The 15,914-nt window shown below is 62.7% G+C and carries 16 protein-coding genes; 5 read left to right on the forward strand and 11 right to left on the reverse strand.

The genetic code is table 11. From position 1 onward, the window contains the following. Nucleotides 1-72: 72 nt before the first annotated feature. The gene (gene icmF / locus SB822_RS38460) at nt 73-3,447 is read left to right on the forward strand and encodes a fused isobutyryl-CoA mutase/GTPase IcmF (RefSeq protein WP_410857078.1); all 3,375 of its coding nucleotides are present in this window, start codon (nt 73-75) and stop codon (nt 3,445-3,447) included. 60 nt (nt 3,448-3,507) lie between these two features. Here icmF and SB822_RS38465 read toward each other — a convergent pair whose 3' ends face one another. Beyond that, complete coding sequence (locus SB822_RS38465; RefSeq protein WP_007577836.1) at nt 3,508-4,467, reverse strand: NAD(P)H-dependent flavin oxidoreductase; 960 nt, start codon at nt 4,465-4,467, stop codon at nt 3,508-3,510. A 263-nt stretch (nt 4,468-4,730) separates the two neighbouring features. Here SB822_RS38465 and SB822_RS38470 point away from each other — a divergent pair, with 263 nt between their 5' ends. Further along, nucleotides 4,731-5,621: an alpha/beta fold hydrolase gene (locus SB822_RS38470; RefSeq protein WP_410857079.1), complete on the forward strand. Its 891-nt coding sequence runs from the start codon at nt 4,731-4,733 to the stop codon at nt 5,619-5,621. Between the two features lie 31 nt (nt 5,622-5,652). Here SB822_RS38470 and SB822_RS38475 read toward each other — a convergent pair whose 3' ends face one another. Continuing rightward, a complete protein-coding gene (locus tag SB822_RS38475) occupies nt 5,653-6,138 on the reverse strand; it encodes an Lrp/AsnC family transcriptional regulator (RefSeq protein ID WP_079484076.1) in 486 nt (161 codons plus the stop codon). Between the two features lie 113 nt (nt 6,139-6,251). Between SB822_RS38475 and SB822_RS38480 the strand changes: the two genes are divergently transcribed. Next, a complete protein-coding gene (locus SB822_RS38480) occupies nt 6,252-7,157 on the forward strand; it encodes a DMT family transporter (protein ID WP_410857080.1) in 906 nt (301 codons plus the stop codon). 206 nt (nt 7,158-7,363) lie between these two features. On the opposite strand, the gene SB822_RS38485 is transcribed toward SB822_RS38480, so the two are convergent. The 7 genes from SB822_RS38485 to SB822_RS38515 form a co-directional block, all read right to left on the reverse strand. Further along, on the reverse strand, nt 7,364-8,284 hold the full coding sequence (locus tag SB822_RS38485) for an MBL fold metallo-hydrolase (protein WP_410857081.1): 921 nt from the start codon (nt 8,282-8,284) through the stop codon (nt 7,364-7,366). Continuing rightward, on the reverse strand, nt 8,281-8,736 hold the full coding sequence (locus tag SB822_RS38490) for a MaoC family dehydratase (RefSeq protein ID WP_007577826.1): 456 nt from the start codon (nt 8,734-8,736) through the stop codon (nt 8,281-8,283). The genes SB822_RS38485 and SB822_RS38490 overlap by 4 nt, the downstream gene beginning before the upstream one ends. After that, nucleotides 8,733-8,981: a DUF1289 domain-containing protein gene (locus SB822_RS38495; RefSeq protein ID WP_094296990.1), complete on the reverse strand. Its 249-nt coding sequence runs from the start codon at nt 8,979-8,981 to the stop codon at nt 8,733-8,735. The genes SB822_RS38490 and SB822_RS38495 overlap by 4 nt, the downstream gene beginning before the upstream one ends. After that, nucleotides 8,978-9,508: a YbaK/EbsC family protein gene (locus SB822_RS38500; protein ID WP_007577823.1), complete on the reverse strand. Its 531-nt coding sequence runs from the start codon at nt 9,506-9,508 to the stop codon at nt 8,978-8,980. The genes SB822_RS38495 and SB822_RS38500 overlap by 4 nt, the downstream gene beginning before the upstream one ends. Nucleotides 9,509-9,529: 21 nt before the next feature. Further along, nucleotides 9,530-10,456, reverse strand: a complete 927-nt coding sequence (locus tag SB822_RS38505) for a hydroxymethylglutaryl-CoA lyase (RefSeq protein WP_410857082.1) — start codon at nt 10,454-10,456, stop codon at nt 9,530-9,532. Between the two features lie 94 nt (nt 10,457-10,550). After that, the gene (locus SB822_RS38510) at nt 10,551-11,492 is read right to left on the reverse strand and encodes a 2-hydroxyacid dehydrogenase (protein WP_410857083.1); all 942 of its coding nucleotides are present in this window, start codon (nt 11,490-11,492) and stop codon (nt 10,551-10,553) included. A 56-nt stretch (nt 11,493-11,548) separates the two neighbouring features. After that, nucleotides 11,549-11,683 (reverse strand): hypothetical protein, encoded by a 135-nt coding sequence (locus SB822_RS38515; protein WP_410857084.1) that lies wholly within the window; start codon nt 11,681-11,683, stop codon nt 11,549-11,551. Nucleotides 11,684-11,723: 40 nt separating this feature from the next. Here SB822_RS38515 and SB822_RS38520 point away from each other — a divergent pair, with 40 nt between their 5' ends. Continuing rightward, a complete protein-coding gene (locus tag SB822_RS38520) occupies nt 11,724-12,326 on the forward strand; it encodes an RBBP9/YdeN family alpha/beta hydrolase (protein ID WP_410857085.1) in 603 nt (200 codons plus the stop codon). Between the two features lie 28 nt (nt 12,327-12,354). On the opposite strand, the gene SB822_RS38525 is transcribed toward SB822_RS38520, so the two are convergent. Beyond that, nucleotides 12,355-12,636, reverse strand: a complete 282-nt coding sequence (locus tag SB822_RS38525; protein ID WP_410857086.1) for a hypothetical protein — start codon at nt 12,634-12,636, stop codon at nt 12,355-12,357. Between the two features lie 279 nt (nt 12,637-12,915). Here SB822_RS38525 and SB822_RS38530 point away from each other — a divergent pair, with 279 nt between their 5' ends. Then, nucleotides 12,916-13,941, forward strand: coding sequence for a sulfate ABC transporter substrate-binding protein (locus tag SB822_RS38530; RefSeq protein ID WP_410857087.1), 1,026 nt, complete (start codon nt 12,916-12,918; stop codon nt 13,939-13,941). An 896-nt stretch (nt 13,942-14,837) separates the two neighbouring features. On the opposite strand, the gene bioB is transcribed toward SB822_RS38530, so the two are convergent. Beyond that, nucleotides 14,838-15,896: a biotin synthase BioB gene (gene bioB / locus SB822_RS38535; protein ID WP_079484081.1), complete on the reverse strand. Its 1,059-nt coding sequence runs from the start codon at nt 15,894-15,896 to the stop codon at nt 14,838-14,840. Between the last annotated feature and the right edge of the window lie 18 nt (nt 15,897-15,914).

The raw sequence follows: 15,914 nt of genomic DNA on the forward strand, positions 1-15,914 counted from the left end.
TGGGTCGTATCGTTATACTGGTTGCAGCACCCGCGAAGTAGAACGAACCTGACGATTCGATCCGGGGGAGACATGACTGATCTTTCCACGCCGCAGCGCGTCGGCGACGACGCGCCCGCTTCCCGATCTTCCGCGCCGCCCTCGCCGCACGAGCCGTCCTCGCGACGCCTGCGTTTCGTCACGGCCGCCGCACTGTTCGACGGCCACGACGCGTCGATCAACATCATGCGGCGCATCCTGCAGGCGAGCGGCGTCGAAGTGATCCATCTCGGCCACAACCGCTCGGTCGAAGAAATCGCGACGGCGGCGCTGCACGAAGACGCGGACGGCATCGCGGTGTCGAGCTATCAGGGCGGGCACGTCGAATACTTCCGCTATCTGGTCGATCTGTTGCGTGAGCGCGGCGGCGAGCGGATCAAGGTGTTCGGCGGCGGTGGCGGCGTGATCGTCCCCGATGAAATCGCGGAGTTGCAGCGCTATGGCGTCGAGCGTATTTACTCGCCGCACGACGGCCAGCGGCTCGGGCTGCAAGGGATGATCGACGACATGATCGCGCGTTGCCGCGACGCGGCAAGAGCGAACGCTCAGCCTGCGCAACTCGTTGTCGACCTGAAGGACGCGATGCGCAGAGACACGGATCGCACCGGGCATGTCGTCACGTTCCGCAAGCTCGCGCAACTGATTACCTCGCTTGAAACGGACGACGTCGATCCCGCCACATGCGCGGCGCTCGCCGCGCAAGCCGGGCAAACGCGCGTACCCGTGCTCGGCATCACAGGAACGGGCGGCGCGGGAAAGTCGTCGCTGACCGACGAACTGATCCGACGCTTTCGCCTCGACTACGGCGACACGTTGACCATCGCCGTGATCGCCATCGATCCTTCTCGCCGCAAATCGGGCGGCGCGCTGCTCGGCGATCGCATCCGCATGAATGCGATCGGCGACTGGGGCAGCGGCGCGCGCGTCTTCATGCGCTCGCTGGCGACACGCGAGGCATCGAGCGAAATCTCCGACGCGCTGCCCGACGCAATTGACGCCTGCAAGATGGCGGGCTTCGATCTGATCGTGGTCGAGACGTCGGGAATCGGACAGGGCGATGCGGCGATCGTGCCGCACGCCGACAAGTCGCTGTACGTGATGACGCCGGAGTTCGGCGCAGCAAGCCAGCTCGAAAAGATCGACATGCTCGATTTCGCGGATGTTGTCGCGATCAACAAGTTCGACCGCAAGGGCGCCGCCGACGCGTTGCGCGACGTCGCAAAGCAGGTTCAACGTAACCAACATAAGTTTGGATCGAAAATCGAGGAGATGCCGGTATTTGGTACGATTGCGTCACGTTTCAACGATGACGGCGTGACGGCTGTGTACCAACATGTCGCGAAGGCTTTACGCGATCACGGTCTGCATGAGAGCGACGGGCGATTGCCGAAACTGCAAGGTGTGCGTCATTCGACGGGCCGCAACGCCATCGTGCCGCCCGCGCGCGTGCGCTATCTGTCGGATGTCGCGCTGACGGTGCGCGGTTATCGGGAGCGCGTCGAAGCGCAATCGCAGCTCGCGCGCGAGCGTTGGCAGCTCGACGAAGCGCGCCGCATGCTGAGCGAGGCGAACGGCCGCGTGCCGGATGCCGCTGCGTTCGATTCGCTCATCGACGCCCGCACGTCGCAAATGGGCGAGCGCGAAAAGGCGCTGCTCGATGCGTGGCCGGGCACGGTCGCGGCCTATTCCGGCGACGAACATGTCGTGAAGATCCGCGACAAGGAAATCCGCACGGCGCTCACCGTCGAAACGCTGTCCGGCTCGAAGATCCGCAAGGTCGCGCTGCCGGCGTTTAAGGACCCCGGCGAAATCCTGCGCTGGCTGATGCTCGACAATCTGCCCGGCTATTTCCCGTTCACGGCGGGCGTGTTTCCGTTTCGCCGCGAGAACGAAGACCCGACACGTATGTTCGCGGGCGAGGGCGATCCGTTCCGCACCAACCGGCGTTTCAAATTGCTGTCCGAAGGGATGCCCGCCAAGCGCCTGTCCACGGCGTTCGATTCCGTCACGCTCTACGGCGAGGAGCCGCACGAAAGGCCCGATATCTACGGCAAGGTCGGCAATTCGGGTGTATCCGTGGCGACGCTCGACGACATGAAAGCGCTCTACGACGGCTTCGATCTGTGCGCGCCCGAAACGTCGGTGTCGATGACGATCAACGGACCCGCGCCGACGATTCTCGCGATGTTCTTCAATGTCGCAATCGATCAACAGATCGCGCTCGCGCACGCGAAGGTGCAGCAGGACAACCGTGAACCTTCGCAAGACGAACTCGACGCCGCGCGCCGCTTCGCGCTGGAAAACGTGCGCGGCACGGTGCAGGCCGACATCCTGAAGGAAGACCAAGGGCAGAACACCTGCATCTTCTCGACGGAATTCAGCCTGAAGGTGATGGGCGACATTCAGGCGTACTTCGTCGAGCACGGCGTGCGCAATTTCTATTCGGTGTCGATCTCCGGCTACCACATCGCCGAGGCGGGCGCGAACCCGATCTCGCAACTGGCGTACACGCTGGCCAACGGCTTCACTTATGTCGAGGCGTATCTCGCGCGCGGTATGGATATCGACGATTTCGCGCCGAACCTGTCGTTCTTCTTCTCGAACGGAATGGACCCGGAATATACGGTGCTCGGCCGTGTCGCGCGGCGCATCTGGGCCGTCGCGATGCGCGACCGCTATGGCGCGAACGAACGCAGCCAGAAGCTGAAGTATCACGTGCAGACCTCGGGCCGCAGCCTGCACGCGCAGGAAATCGACTTCAACGATATCCGCACCACGTTGCAGGCGCTGATCGCGATCTACGACAACTGCAATTCGCTGCACACGAACGCGTTCGACGAAGCGATCACCACGCCGACGGAAGATTCGGTGCGCCGCGCGGTCGCGATCCAGTTGATCATCAATCGCGAATGGGGGCTCGCGAAGAACCAGAATCCGAACCAGGGCAGCTTCATCATCGACGAACTGACGGATCTCGTCGAAGCGGCCGTGCTCGCGGAGTTCGACCGGCTCACCGAGCGCGGCGGCGTGCTGGGCGCGATGGAAACGGGTTATCAGCGCGGCCGCATTCAGGATGAGTCGATGCTGTATGAGCATCGCAAGCATGACGGCTCGTATCCGATCGTCGGCGTGAATACGTTCCTCGGCGCGCATGCGCACGACGCGCCGCCGCCAATCGCGCTCGCGCGCTCGACGGAAGAAGAAAAGCAGGGGCAACTGAAGCGCCTGCGCGCGTTCCAGTCATCGCGTGAAAGCGAAGCGCCGGCGATGCTGGAACGCCTGAAGCAGGCCGTCATCGACGATGAAAACGTCTTTGCCGTGCTGATGGAGGCGGTGCGCGTCTGTTCGCTGGGACAGATCACGCATGCGCTGTTCGAAGTGGGCGGCCAGTACCGGCGCAACATGTGACGCCGTCTTGAAGCGAAAAGGCCGCGTCCGCGGCCTTTTCATACCTTCAATGCCAACGATTCAGCGACCAATCCCGAGCCGCGTTTTCGCCGCCTGATACTCGTCCTTCAGACGCGCAACAAGCTCACCGACGCTCGGCACATCGTGCATCAAACCCACGCCCTGGCCTGCGCCCCAGATGTCTTTCCACGCTTTCGCCTTGTCGCCGCCGAAGTTCATCGCGGTCTTGTCCGACTCAGGCAGCGCATCGGGATCGAGTCCCGCGCTCTGGATGCTCTCGCGGATGTAGTTGCCGTGCACGCCCGTGAAGAGGTTCGTGTAGACGATGTCGGCGGCATTCGCGTTGATGATCGCCTGCTTGTAGCCTTCGACGGCATGTGCTTCCTTCGTCGCGATAAAGCGCGTGCCCATGTACGCGAGATCGGCGCCCATCGCCTGCGCGGCGAGAATCGAGCCGCCGTTCGCAATCGAGCCGGACAGCACGATCGGGCCGTCGAACATGCGCCGCACTTCACCGACCAGCGCGAACGGCGACGTCGTACCTGCGTGGCCACCCGCACCCGCCGCGACGAGAATCAGACCATCGACGCCCGCATCCAGCGCCTTCTGCGCGTGACGCAGATTGATCACGTCGTGCAGCACGATGCCGCCGTAGCTGTGCACGGCATCGACGATCTCCTTCGCGGGCGCGCGCAGGCTCGTGATGAAAATCGGCACCTTGTGTTCGACGCACACGCGAATGTCGTGTTCGAGCCGCGCATTCGACTGATGCACGATCTGATTCACGGCAATCGGCCCGATGACAGCGTCCGGGTTCGCCGCCTTGTGCTCGGCAAGCGAGGCCTGAATCTGTGTCAGCCATTCGTCGAGCAGTTCGGCCGGGCGCGCGTTGAGCGCGGGAAACGAACCGACGATCCCCGCCTTGCATTGCGCAAGCACGAGCTCAGGGTAGCTGACGATGAACATCGGCGAGGCGACGACGGGCAGAGCAAGGTTCTGCAGGACGGCGGGCAAGGCCATGGTGCGAGTCTCCAGATCGACTGCCGGTGCATCCGATGCCCGGCGATATGAGTGTAGCGGCTGCCGTCCGCGTTTCGCGTCAAACAGCCGTCGAGCGTCAAATTTAAGAACGATCGTTCTATTATAGGCGAGTCTGGGCCGCGTTGCTCGTTTGGTGTCGTTTGAAGGAGAGTTCAGGTTCTACGAAAGCGTGGGCTATCCCACTCGTCGCGACACACTCGCCTTCTACAATGCCCAGACTTACAACGACAACGAGATCCGACATGCTCTTCGCGGACTTCACACCCTTTCGGGTCACGGCCGGCGACGTCGATATTCATGGAGTCAAGGGCGGAGCAGGGCCGCCTTTGCTGTTGCTGCACGGTCATCCGCAGAGCCATCTGATCTGGCATCGCTGCGCGGCGCAACTCGCCGAGCATTTCACGGTGATCGCGACCGACCTGCGCGGCTACGGCGCGTCGGCGAAACCGCCGAGCGACGAGGCGCACGCGCCGTATTCAAAGCGCGCGATGGCCGCCGACCAGGTCGCCGTGATGCGCCACTTCGGCTACGAGCGGTTTCTCGTGTGCGCGCATGACCGCGGCGCGCGGGTCGCGCACCGCATGGCGCTCGACTTCCCCGATGCCGTCGAGCGCCTGATGCTGCTCGACATCGCGCCGACGCTCGCAATGTACGAAGCCACCGACCGCACGTTCGCGACGCTCTATTTCCACTGGTTCTTCCTGATCCAGCCGGAGCCGCTGCCCGAGACGCTGATCGAAGGCAATCCCGATGTCTACGTCGATCGCGTGATGGGCAGCCGTCACGCGGGCCTCGCGCCGTTCGCGCCCGAGGTGCTCGCCGAGTATCGAAAGGCCTTGCGGCAGCCGGGCGCCGTGCATGCGATGTGCGAGGACTACCGCGCATCGGCGACGATCGATCTCGAGCACGATCGCGCCGATATCGAACGCGGACATAAGATTGCCTGCCCGCTTCGCGTGCTGTGGGGCGCGGAAGGCGTGATCGAGAAATGCTTCGAGCCGATCGCCGAATGGCGCAAGGTTGCGCGCGACGTCAGCGGCCGTTCGCTGCCGTGTGGCCACTACATTCCCGAGGAAGCGCCCGCCGAACTCGTCGCGGAGATGTTGTCCTTCTTCGAGGCCGTGGAGCTTTGATTGCTGGGCGCTTTTAAGCCGCTCGCGTACTTTAAGCGAGCGGCGGCAGGCGCCGCGGCACCGGCGTCGACTTGACGATTGCGGTGCTCGTTTCTGCACGCTCGGTCACTTTCGACAGAATCTCGTCGAGCTGATCGATCGAGCGCAGATACAGGCGGCAGATGAAGCAATCGTCGCCCGTCACCTTGTCGCATTCGACGAACTCCGGAATGCGGCGAATCACGTCCTCCACCAGATGTAACTGACCGGGTAACGGCTTCACGCGCACGATCGCCTGCAACGTGTAGCCTAGCGCGCGCGGATCGATCTGCACCGTGAAGCGCTCGATCACGCCTTGTGCGTCGAGGCGCCGCAAGCGGTCCGCCGTCGCGGGCGCGGAGAGTCCAACGCTGCGCGCGAGTTCGCTGACGGGCTGGCGCGCGTCGTCGGCGAGACTCGCGAGCAGCATGCGATCGGTGTCGTCGAGCGTCGCGGGTGCCGGAGCTTGCCTGGTGTCGGGATTAAGGCGCTTTGTCATTTTGGCCTTCGCATTTAAGGTTGATTCGCTCGATTACCTGATTTTAGATATGTATTGGCCACTTCGGATTAATTACACTGATCGCAAGATGTGATTCTTCTGGAGAGTTTCAGATGGCAGTGAACAACGAAGTGCGGCACGGCGCGTTCGAGATGACGCTCGCGATGCTGATGTCGGGGACGATTGGCTGGCTCGTCGTTTCGTCGCAGCAATCGGCTCTGAACGTCGCGTTCTTCCGATGCCTGTTCGGCGGCGCGACGCTGCTGCTGATCTGCGCCGTCCTCGGACTGCTCAAACGCAAGCTGTTTTCGTGGAAGATGATCGCGCTCGCCACGCTCGGCAGCGCGGCCATCGTCATGAACTGGGTGCTGCTGTTCGCCGCTTACTCGCGCGCGTCGATCTCGATGGCGACCACCGTCTACAGCACACAGCCTTTCATGCTCGTCGCGCTCGGCGCGCTGGTGTTCCGCGAGCGCGTGACGGCATCGACGGTCGCCTGGCTGCTGATCGCATTCGTCGGACTCGTGTTCGTTGTGAAAGTGGAGCCGGCTGTGCTCGCGATGCCGGGACAGTATCTGCAAGGCGTCGCGTTTGCCGTCGGTGCGGCCTTCCTGTACGCGGTTTCGTCGATCATCACAAAGCACTTGAAGAACACGCCGCCGCACCTTATCGCGCTGATCACGGTGACGACAGGGGTCGTCATGCTCGCACCGTTCGTGCAGTACGACGCGTTGCCTACGACGGGCGTGCACTGGTTGCAGCTCGTCACGCTCGGCATCGTGAACACGGGGATCATGTATGTGCTGCTGTACGGCGCAATCCAGAAGCTGCCGACGGCGATGACGGGCGCGCTGTCTTTCATCTACCCAGTCGTGGCGATCGTCGTCGACCGGATCGCGTTCGGACAGAAGCTCGCGTGGATTCAGGTGCTTGGCGCGGTGTTGATCCTGCTTGCGGCGGCCGGCGTGAATCTGGGCTGGCGCATCGTGCCGACGCCGACGCGGCGCTACTCCATATAACGGTACTTCATACCGATAGTACGGAATCCGAATAAGGTGTCAGGCCGGCGTTAACAATTCTGTAGGGAAATCACCGATGCGTTCGAAAGCTACGCGCGGGTATTATTTCTTCGACGCTGATCACGTCAACAGTAATTACGCCGCTCGAACCGAAAGCCGAGCGGCTTTCTTTTTATACGGCCATGCACGTGGCTTCGGCTCACGAATCAACCGGCGCGCGCAGTGATCTGCTCGCCGTCGAATCGCAGCGGCCCATTCTCCGCCGCCAATCCTTCTATCAGTTCACGCAACAGTGCGGGCCATGCGCTGCGCGGCTTTAGTATCGATGCCGCGGCCCGCATCACGCTTGCGTCGTCGAGCACACGCAGCAAGGCTTCGAAAGATAGCGAGCGTGCGTCGAGCAGCTTGAACACGATCAATACCTTCAGCGCGTTTTTCGCGTTGCGTGCCGGGTCGGCGCGCAGCCACGCGACGCGCGACAACGCGCGATCGAGTGCTGCATGCACATCGGAAAACGGTGCGCCGTGGCCTGGAATCACCGTCTTTACATCGAGTGTGCCGATCAGTTCGAGCACGGCCTGTTGCTCTGCGAAACCGCTTTCGCCTTCAAGTTCCGGAAAGATCACGCCGAAGCCGTTTTCCCACAGCGCGTCGGCGCTGATCAGCAGCTTTTGCCCGGCGCAATACAGCATCAGCGAATGCGGGTCGTGGCCCGGCGCGCCGAGCACATCCCAGTCGAGTGCGCCGAGCGTCAGGCGAGTGCCCGGTTCGATCGTGTCCGAGAATGCGAAACGTTCGCAGAATTGACCTGTTGCGCGAAACGTCAGACGCGACTCGTCCCATTCGCGCACAGCGTCCGCTTCCGTCGATGGAATCAGCGTCCGGCATGGCCACCTTGCCTGCAATTGCGCGTTGCCGCCGCAGTGATCCGAATGCAGATGCGTGTTGACGATCAGGTCGAGTGGCCGCGTGCCGAGCGCGTGTCTGACGAGCGCCGCTGTTTGAGCCGCGTGCGACGCGTAGCCGGTATCGACGAGCGCCGCGCTTGCTTCGTCGACGAGCAGCACATTGTTCGACGACAGCCAGCCGCGTTCGAACACGCGTATCGACGGCGGCAGCGCGATCATGCGTCGCCTTCCTGTGCGGCGGGCTTCGGCATCACGAGTATCGTCGACTTGCCGATCACAACCGTTTCGCTGCGCTGGTTCACGACGCTGCCTTCGAGCTGTGTCAGATCGCCGTTGAGACTCGCTTTCCAGAATGCGCCGACGACGCGCCAGGTCATCGTCAGCGTGTCGCCGCTGTGCGCGGCTTTCTTCAGCTTGATGTCGAACTCGAGCCCGAGCGGCTGCGCGTAGGTCGAGAAGTGCGTGGCGAGCAGCGCCATGAAGTGCGCGGTCGGCTGCGTGCCGGAGGCGATCAGGCCGCCGAAGCGGCTTTGCGCCGCGTACGCGTCGTCGTGATGGAGCGGGTTGAGGTCGTTCACGAGTGTGGCGAACGACTTGATCGATTCCGCAACCAGGCTCAGCGTCGCGCTGAATGTCTCGCCGACCGTGACGACGCGCGGCGGCGTGTTCATGTCTTCGCCTCGCGTTTCGGTGACTGCTTCGCCATGAAGTCCACGTGGCGCCTGTCGATTTCATCCCACACCGCGCGTTTAGCCGCGTCATCGAACGAAGACCAGTTCGCGATTTCGGCGATCGTGCGCAGGCAACCTTCGCACAGGCCCGTGGACCTATTCATCCGGCACACGTTGATGCATGGCGAAGGAACGGGCGCGATGGTTTGCGCCGTGTCCTGAGCGCGAGCCGTGTCGGCTGTCATGCCGTCTCGCGCAACGCCACGTCGACGACGGGCGCGCCCGTCAGCGTGGCCAGTTCCTGCGGCGTCAGATTGAACACCGCATGCGGATGACCCGCGGCTGCCCACAGGCTGTCGAGCGTGAGGAGATCGGCGTCGATCAGCGTGACGGGCGTCGTTGCGTGACCGATCGGACACACGCCGCCGATCGCATAACCCGTTTTCTCGCGCACGAACTTCGCGTCCGCGCGCGCAATCTCACCGACCTGCGCCGCCACCTTCTTTTCATCGACGCGATTCGCGCCGCTTGCGATGATCAGCACGGGCGCATCGTCTTCGCGGCGGCGAAACAGGATCGACTTGGCGATCTGCGCGATCGAGCAGCCGAGTCCCGCCGCCGCTTCCGCCGACGTCTTGCCCGTTTCCGGCAGCATCACGACCTGTCCGGCATGGCCGCGCTCGCGCAGCAAAAGCGCGACGCGGCGCGCCGACTCGGGCAGCGAATCCAGATCGGGCGTGTGAGGTGTTTGTACCGTTGCGTTATCCGACATGTGTTGTGTTCCTGTGATGAGTCATACGCAGGTGGACTTTTCGCTGCGTGCCTTCGCCAGTAGCGCTTTGCCCGCGCGCGACACGTTCGGCTTGCCGATTGACGTCGAAATGAAATCACCGATCTCGACGACTTGCGCGAGGTCGATGCCCGTCTCGATGCCGAGTCCGTTCATCAGATACAGCACGTCTTCCGTGGCGACGTTGCCCGTTGCGCCTTTCGCGTATGGACATCCGCCGAGTCCCGCAACCGACGCATGAAAAATCTCGATGCCTTCCTGCAGCGCGGCGTAGATGTTCGCGAGCGCCTGGCCGTAAGTATCGTGGAAATGCCCCGACAGGCGCTCGCGCGGAAACACCTGCGTGACGGCGGCGAATACTTCACGCGTGCGCTTCGGTGTGCCGACGCCGATCGTGTCGGCGATATCGATCTCGTCGCAACCGAGCGCGGCGAAACGCTCAACGACATCGACGACCGACGCGACGGGCACGTCGCCCTGATACGGACACCCCAGCGAACACGACACGCTGCCGCGTATGCGGAGGCCTTTGTCTTTTGCAGCCTGCGCGACAGGCACGAAGCGCTCGATGCTTTCCGCAATGCTGCAATTGATGTTCTTTTGCGAGAATGCTTCGCTGGCCGCGCCGAAGATCACGATCTCGTCCGCGCGCGCGGCGACGGCGCCTTCCAGGCCGCGCAGGTTCGGCGTCAGCACCGAGTAGATCGTGCCCGCGCGACGCTCGATGCCCGCCATCACGTCGGCGCCGTCGGCCATCTGCGGCACCCACTTGGGCGACACGAACGAAGCCGCTTCCACATTCCTGAACCCGGCCGCCGACAGGCGATTGATCAACTCGATCTTGACCTCGGTGGGTACGAATTCCTTCTCGTTCTGCAGTCCGTCGCGCGGACCGACTTCGACGATTTTCACTGCTTGTGGCATGGCCATGTTTGTCTCCTGTGTCGACGGAAGCCGGCGCTTTGACGCTTGCTCCCGTCCCTGCAAGTCACTTGCTGCCGCGTGACGCGGTCTTGCGTGGCGCTCAATAACCGCGCCCGATATCGACGATTCCGCCGATCGGCTCGCCACGCATCAACGCGCCGATCTTCTGCGCGATCTGCGCGACGCTTTCTTCGCGCAGCGTCAACGCCGAGATATGCGGCGTGATCGAAATGCGCGGGTGCTTCCAGAACGGATGCTGCGACGGCAACGGTTCCTCAACGAATACATCGAGCGTGGCTGCGGCAATCTGGCCTTGCTCCAACGCAACGAGCAAATCCTGTTCGACGAGATGCGCGCCGCGCGCGATATTGACGAGGTACGCGCCGCGCGCGAGCTTCGACAAGTTGCGCTGGTTGAGGACGCCGTCCGTGTCGGGCGTGTGCGGCAGCAGGTTGACGAGCACTTTGACGCCATCGAGGAACGCATCGAACTGCGCTTCGCCCGCAAAGGTCGTGACGCCTTCGATCTCGCGCGCGCTGCGGCTGAAGCCGCGCACCGGGAAGCCTGCCGCGGCGAGCGTCGTCGCTACATGCGAGCCGAGCACGCCCAGACCGAGCACGCCGACCGTGAACGTTTCGCGCGCGTGCGGTTCGAGCACATGCCAGCGCTGTTCTGCCTGCAACCGGTCGTATTCGTCGAAGCGGCGCATGTAACGCAGCACCGCGTGCATCACGTACTCGGCCATCTGTTGCGCCATCCCCGTATCTTCGAGCCGCACGAGCTGCGCGTTGCGCGGCAGCGTGCCGGGATGCTCGCGCTCCAGCTTCAGGATCGCGTCGACGCCTGCGCCAAGGTTGAAGATCGCGCGCAAGTCGTCGCGGCCGGCGAGCATCTCGCGCGGTGGCTTCCAGACGACGGCGACATCGGCGGGGGCGTTGTCGCCCGGTTGCCATTCGCGCAGGTCGACGCCTGGCAGTGCACGCGACAGGTCGCGCAGCCAGACGTCGGCCTCGGATTGCGGTGTATAGAAAAGGACTTTCATGCGTGGCCGGTTGAGCGTTGCTGTCGCCAGAAGCGGGGTGCTTTTATGGATAGGCTTCATTCTACTTTTTCGCCGACCTTCGCGCGCATTCCCGCAGCCGCGAGGCGCACGATGCGGGCGCAAGCCAGCACGCGCAGCGGCACGGCGATATGCAAAGCACGAAAAATTGGTTCAAGCCATGCGCCGCCCACGCGACAATGATTTCCAGATTCCCGCTACGAGGAAAGAATCATGTTTTCGTGCACCCGATCGATCTGGCCGCCACGGCTCGTGACCGTGCCGGGCTTGCACGGCAGCGAAGGGGCACACTGGCAAACCTGGTTGGAACGTCAATTCCCGCGCGCCTTGCGAGTCGAGCAGGCGGATTGGGATGCGCCTGATCTCGCCCGATGGGCGCAAGCCGTACGCGACGTGCTGGCGAAGGAGCGCGGGCCGTTCGTGCTCGCCGCGCACAGCTTCGGATGCCTGGCCGCCGCGCATGCGTTGCAACAGGGCGTGCCAGTTGCCGATATAGCGGGCGTGCTATTCGTCGCACCTGCCAGCCCGAAGAAGTTCAAGTTTGCGGGTGCTTTCGACGCACGCCGTCTTGGCGTGCCTTCCATTTTGATCGGCAGCGAGACCGACCCGTGGATGGCGCTTGCCGACGCGCGCGAGCTGGCAAGGCATCTGGGCAGCGCGTTCGTCAATCTGGGCGACGCAGGTCACATCAATACCGCCGCGGGCTTTGGACCCTGGCCGCGCGCGAAATACTTCGTGGACACGCTCGCGCATTGCGCTGCGCCGCTACGGTTTCACGATGAGGGCGAGGCGCTCGCCACGCAGGCATTCAGCTAGACGCTGCGGCTACGCAACGCCATATGCATCAGATCCAGTGGAAGCCCTTCGCCAGCAGACCGGCGAGCGCGAAGTTCGCCGCCCATAGCAGGCGGAATTCGGTGCGCATAATACTTTCCAGCGCGCTGAAGCGCTGGTCGACATAGGTCCTCAACTCACGCACTTCACGTTTGAGGTCTTCGAGGTCCTGGAGAATATGTTCGATTGTGGTTTCAGCCCGGGTCATGCGTGCCTCCATATTGAGACCACCGTGAATCAGTAGAAGCGTATGAAAGCGGCGCTTCACATGGGGTTTTTCTAGCGTTTCCATTCGTACAATCCTAAGCAAAATCTTTCTTAAGCAGGGTTCTGGATGATCAGAAACCCAACGGACGAACAACGTTAAATTACGCTGCAACGCGACGATCCGCGATTCGCGAGCACCGTTACGAACCAATCGTACGCGTGACTACCATGTCGAGAAACCTGGCCGGACGACGTAGGAATTAATCCAGGCGCTCTCAGGAGTCGCGCGAATCGATCCGCTAGAATCGCTGCTCCAGCCGCAGCGTCGCGGCGACATGCTTCATCATTAACAAGCGGGGAAAAGATGGCAGGCAGAGGGGATCAAACGCGCAGGCTCGCGGCTGGCTTCATGACGTTGACGCTTTCGCTCGGCGCCGCGCAGAGCGCGCATGCGGATGCATCGCTGCTCAACGTGTCGTATGACGTCACGCGCGAGCTGTACAAAGACATCAATCCAGGCTTCATCGCGGCGTACAAGCAGAAGAGCGGCGAGACGGTATCGGTCAAACAGTCGCACGGCGCATCGAGCGCGCAGGCACTGTCGGTGCTGCAAGGCTTGCAGGCCGACGTCGTGACGATGAACCAGCCGAACGACATCGACCTGCTCGCCGAGCGTGGCCAGCTCGTACCCGCGAACTGGCGCGCGCGTCTGCCGGACAACAGCGCGCCGTATACGACGACGATGGTGTTTCTCGTGCGCAAGGGCAATCCGAAGCACATCAAGGACTGGGAAGATCTGGCGAAGCCCGGCGTGCAGGTCGTGATCCCGAATCCGAAGACGGCGGGCAATGGCCGCTATACGTATCTGGCCGCGTGGGGTTACAAGAAGCAGAACGGCGCCACGGATGCCCAGGCGCTCGACTTCGAAAAGGCGATCTTCCGCAACGTTCCCGTGCTCGACACGGGCGGGCGCGGCGCGACGACGACGTTCACGCAGCGCGACATCGGTGACGTGCTGGTGACGTTCGAAAATGAAGTGTCGCTGATCGACACGGGCGTGGGCGCCGGCAGCTTCGAGGCCGTGTATCCGTCGATGAGCATTCTCGCCGAGCCACCCATCGCGATCGTTGACAAGGTGGTCGACAAGCGCGGCACGCGCAAGGAAGCGCAGGCGTATCTCGACTATCTGTACACGGCACCCGCGCAGGAGATCATCGCGCAGCATCATTTGCGTCCGCGCGATCCCGCCGTGCTCGCGAAGCACGCGAGCGAGTTCAAGCCGCTGAAGACGTTCACCGTCGAGCAGGTGTTCGGCAGCTGGCAGAAGGCGCAGCAAACTCACTTCGCCGACGGCGGCACGTTCGATCAGATCATCGTCGACAGGAAGTAGGCGCTGCGCGTCGGGGTTGGTTTTTGTTTTTGCTTTTTTGCTGGCATCCGCGCGGCGCCTACGTGGCGCTGGCGTTGCCGGGCGGTGTTTTGGCCATTGCGCTGGCATCCGCGTATTGCCTTCGTGCTTCAAGCGTCGCCCCTGTGCGGGGCGGCACCTACTTTTCTTTGCCGCCGCAAAGAAAAGTAGGCAAAAGAAAGCGGCTAACACCGCCAACATTTCTTCCTGCCTGAGGGCCCCCAACTGGTCCCACACTTCACACGGCAACATCTCTGTTGGCGCTCGTTGCCAACGCGCGAACTAAGCGCCTCACCCGCTTCGAATGCCTGTGCACGGGCTAGCGGCAGCGAATGGTTTCTGCCGCCCAGGTGGCAAACTGTGTGTAGGTTGTCCCGTTGTATAGCTTGGCGCTCTTACATGATGGCATGCGTGCGCTATCGGTCCGAAGTGAGGCGAGTGTAGCGCTACGGCCTACACACAGTTTGCCACCTGGGCGGCGGTGGAATATCCGGTACGGCGTGCTGCAACGCGGGTGTGTGAAGCGGGTGATGCGTCAAATCAGAGCGTTGGCAACAAGCATGAGTCACGTGGTTGCCGTGTGAAGTGTGGGACCGGTTGGGGGCCCTCAGGCAAGAAGAAGATCTGGCGGTGTTAGCCGCTTTCTTTTGCCTACTTTTCTTTGCGGCGGCAAAGAAAAGTAGGTGCCGCCCCGCACAGGGGCAACGCTTGAAGCACGCTAACAAATCGCGGATGCCAGCAAAAGCAAAACACCAACAGCGTCCGCACAGGACAAAACTCTAACGTCCCAAATCCTCGATGAACCAAAAGAAAGGCCAAACCAGCCCTATCACGTTCAGTCCGCGTCGATCAACGCAGCCGCATCGCGGCAAAAAACATCAATGCCCGTCACATCCGTGCTCGCATCCGCTGCGCTCGAGCGGCATCTGCTGCGCCGCCTCCGCGCGAATGCCGAGGCGCTCGAGCAACTTGCGGTCGGCTTCCGCCTGCGGATTGCTCGTGGTCAGCAACTGGTCGCCGTAGAAGATCGAATTCGCGCCGGCGAGGAAGCACATCGCCTGCAGCGCTTCGTTCATCTGTTCGCGACCGGCCGACAGTCGCACCATGGCGCGCGGCATCGTGATGCGCGCGACGGCGATCGAGCGCACGAACTCGAACGGGTCGAGCGCTTCCGTGCCGGTCAGCGGCGTGCCTTCGACCTGCACGAGATTGTTGATGGGCACCGATTCCGGATACGGCTCCATGTTCGCGAGCTGCGCGATCAGGCCCGCGCGTTCGCGTCGCGATTCACCCATGCCGACGATGCCGCCGCAGCACACATTGATGCCCGCGTCGCGCACGCGTTCGAGCGTTTCGAGCCGGTCCTGATACGTGCGGGTCGAAATGATCTGGCCGTAGAACTCCGGCGACGTGTCGAGGTTATGGTTGTAGTAATCGAGACCCGCGTCGCGCAGACTTTGCGCCTGATGCGTTTCGAGCATGCCGAGCGTCACGCAGGTTTCGAGCCCCATTGCCTTCACGCCGCGAATCATGTCCTTGATCGGTTCGAGATGACGGTCCTTCGGATTGCGCCATGCGGCGCCCATGCAGAAACGCGTCGCGCCGTTTTGTTTTGCCACTTGCGCGGCGGCCAGCACGTCTTCGACTTCCATCAGCTTTTCGGCTTTCAGCCCGGTGTCGTGATGCACCGATTGCGGACAGTACGCGCAGTCTTCCTCGCAGCCGCCCGTCTTGATCGACAGCAGCGTGGACAGCTGCACGGTGTTCGCATCGAAATGCTCCCGATGCACCTGTTGCGCGCGGAACAGCAGGTCGTTGAACGGCAGATCGTACAGCGCGACGACGTCGGCGACGCGCCAGCGCGTGGCGGCGGCATCGGCAGCGGCGGCCGCCTGCGAAGGCGTGACGGGCAGTGCAGCAGTAGTGATATGGCTCATGGGATCGATCCTCAATGA

The organism is Paraburkholderia sp. SIMBA_054, from assembly GCF_046534875.1.
GTDB classification, from domain to species: Bacteria; Pseudomonadota; Gammaproteobacteria; order Burkholderiales; family Burkholderiaceae; genus Paraburkholderia; species Paraburkholderia hospita.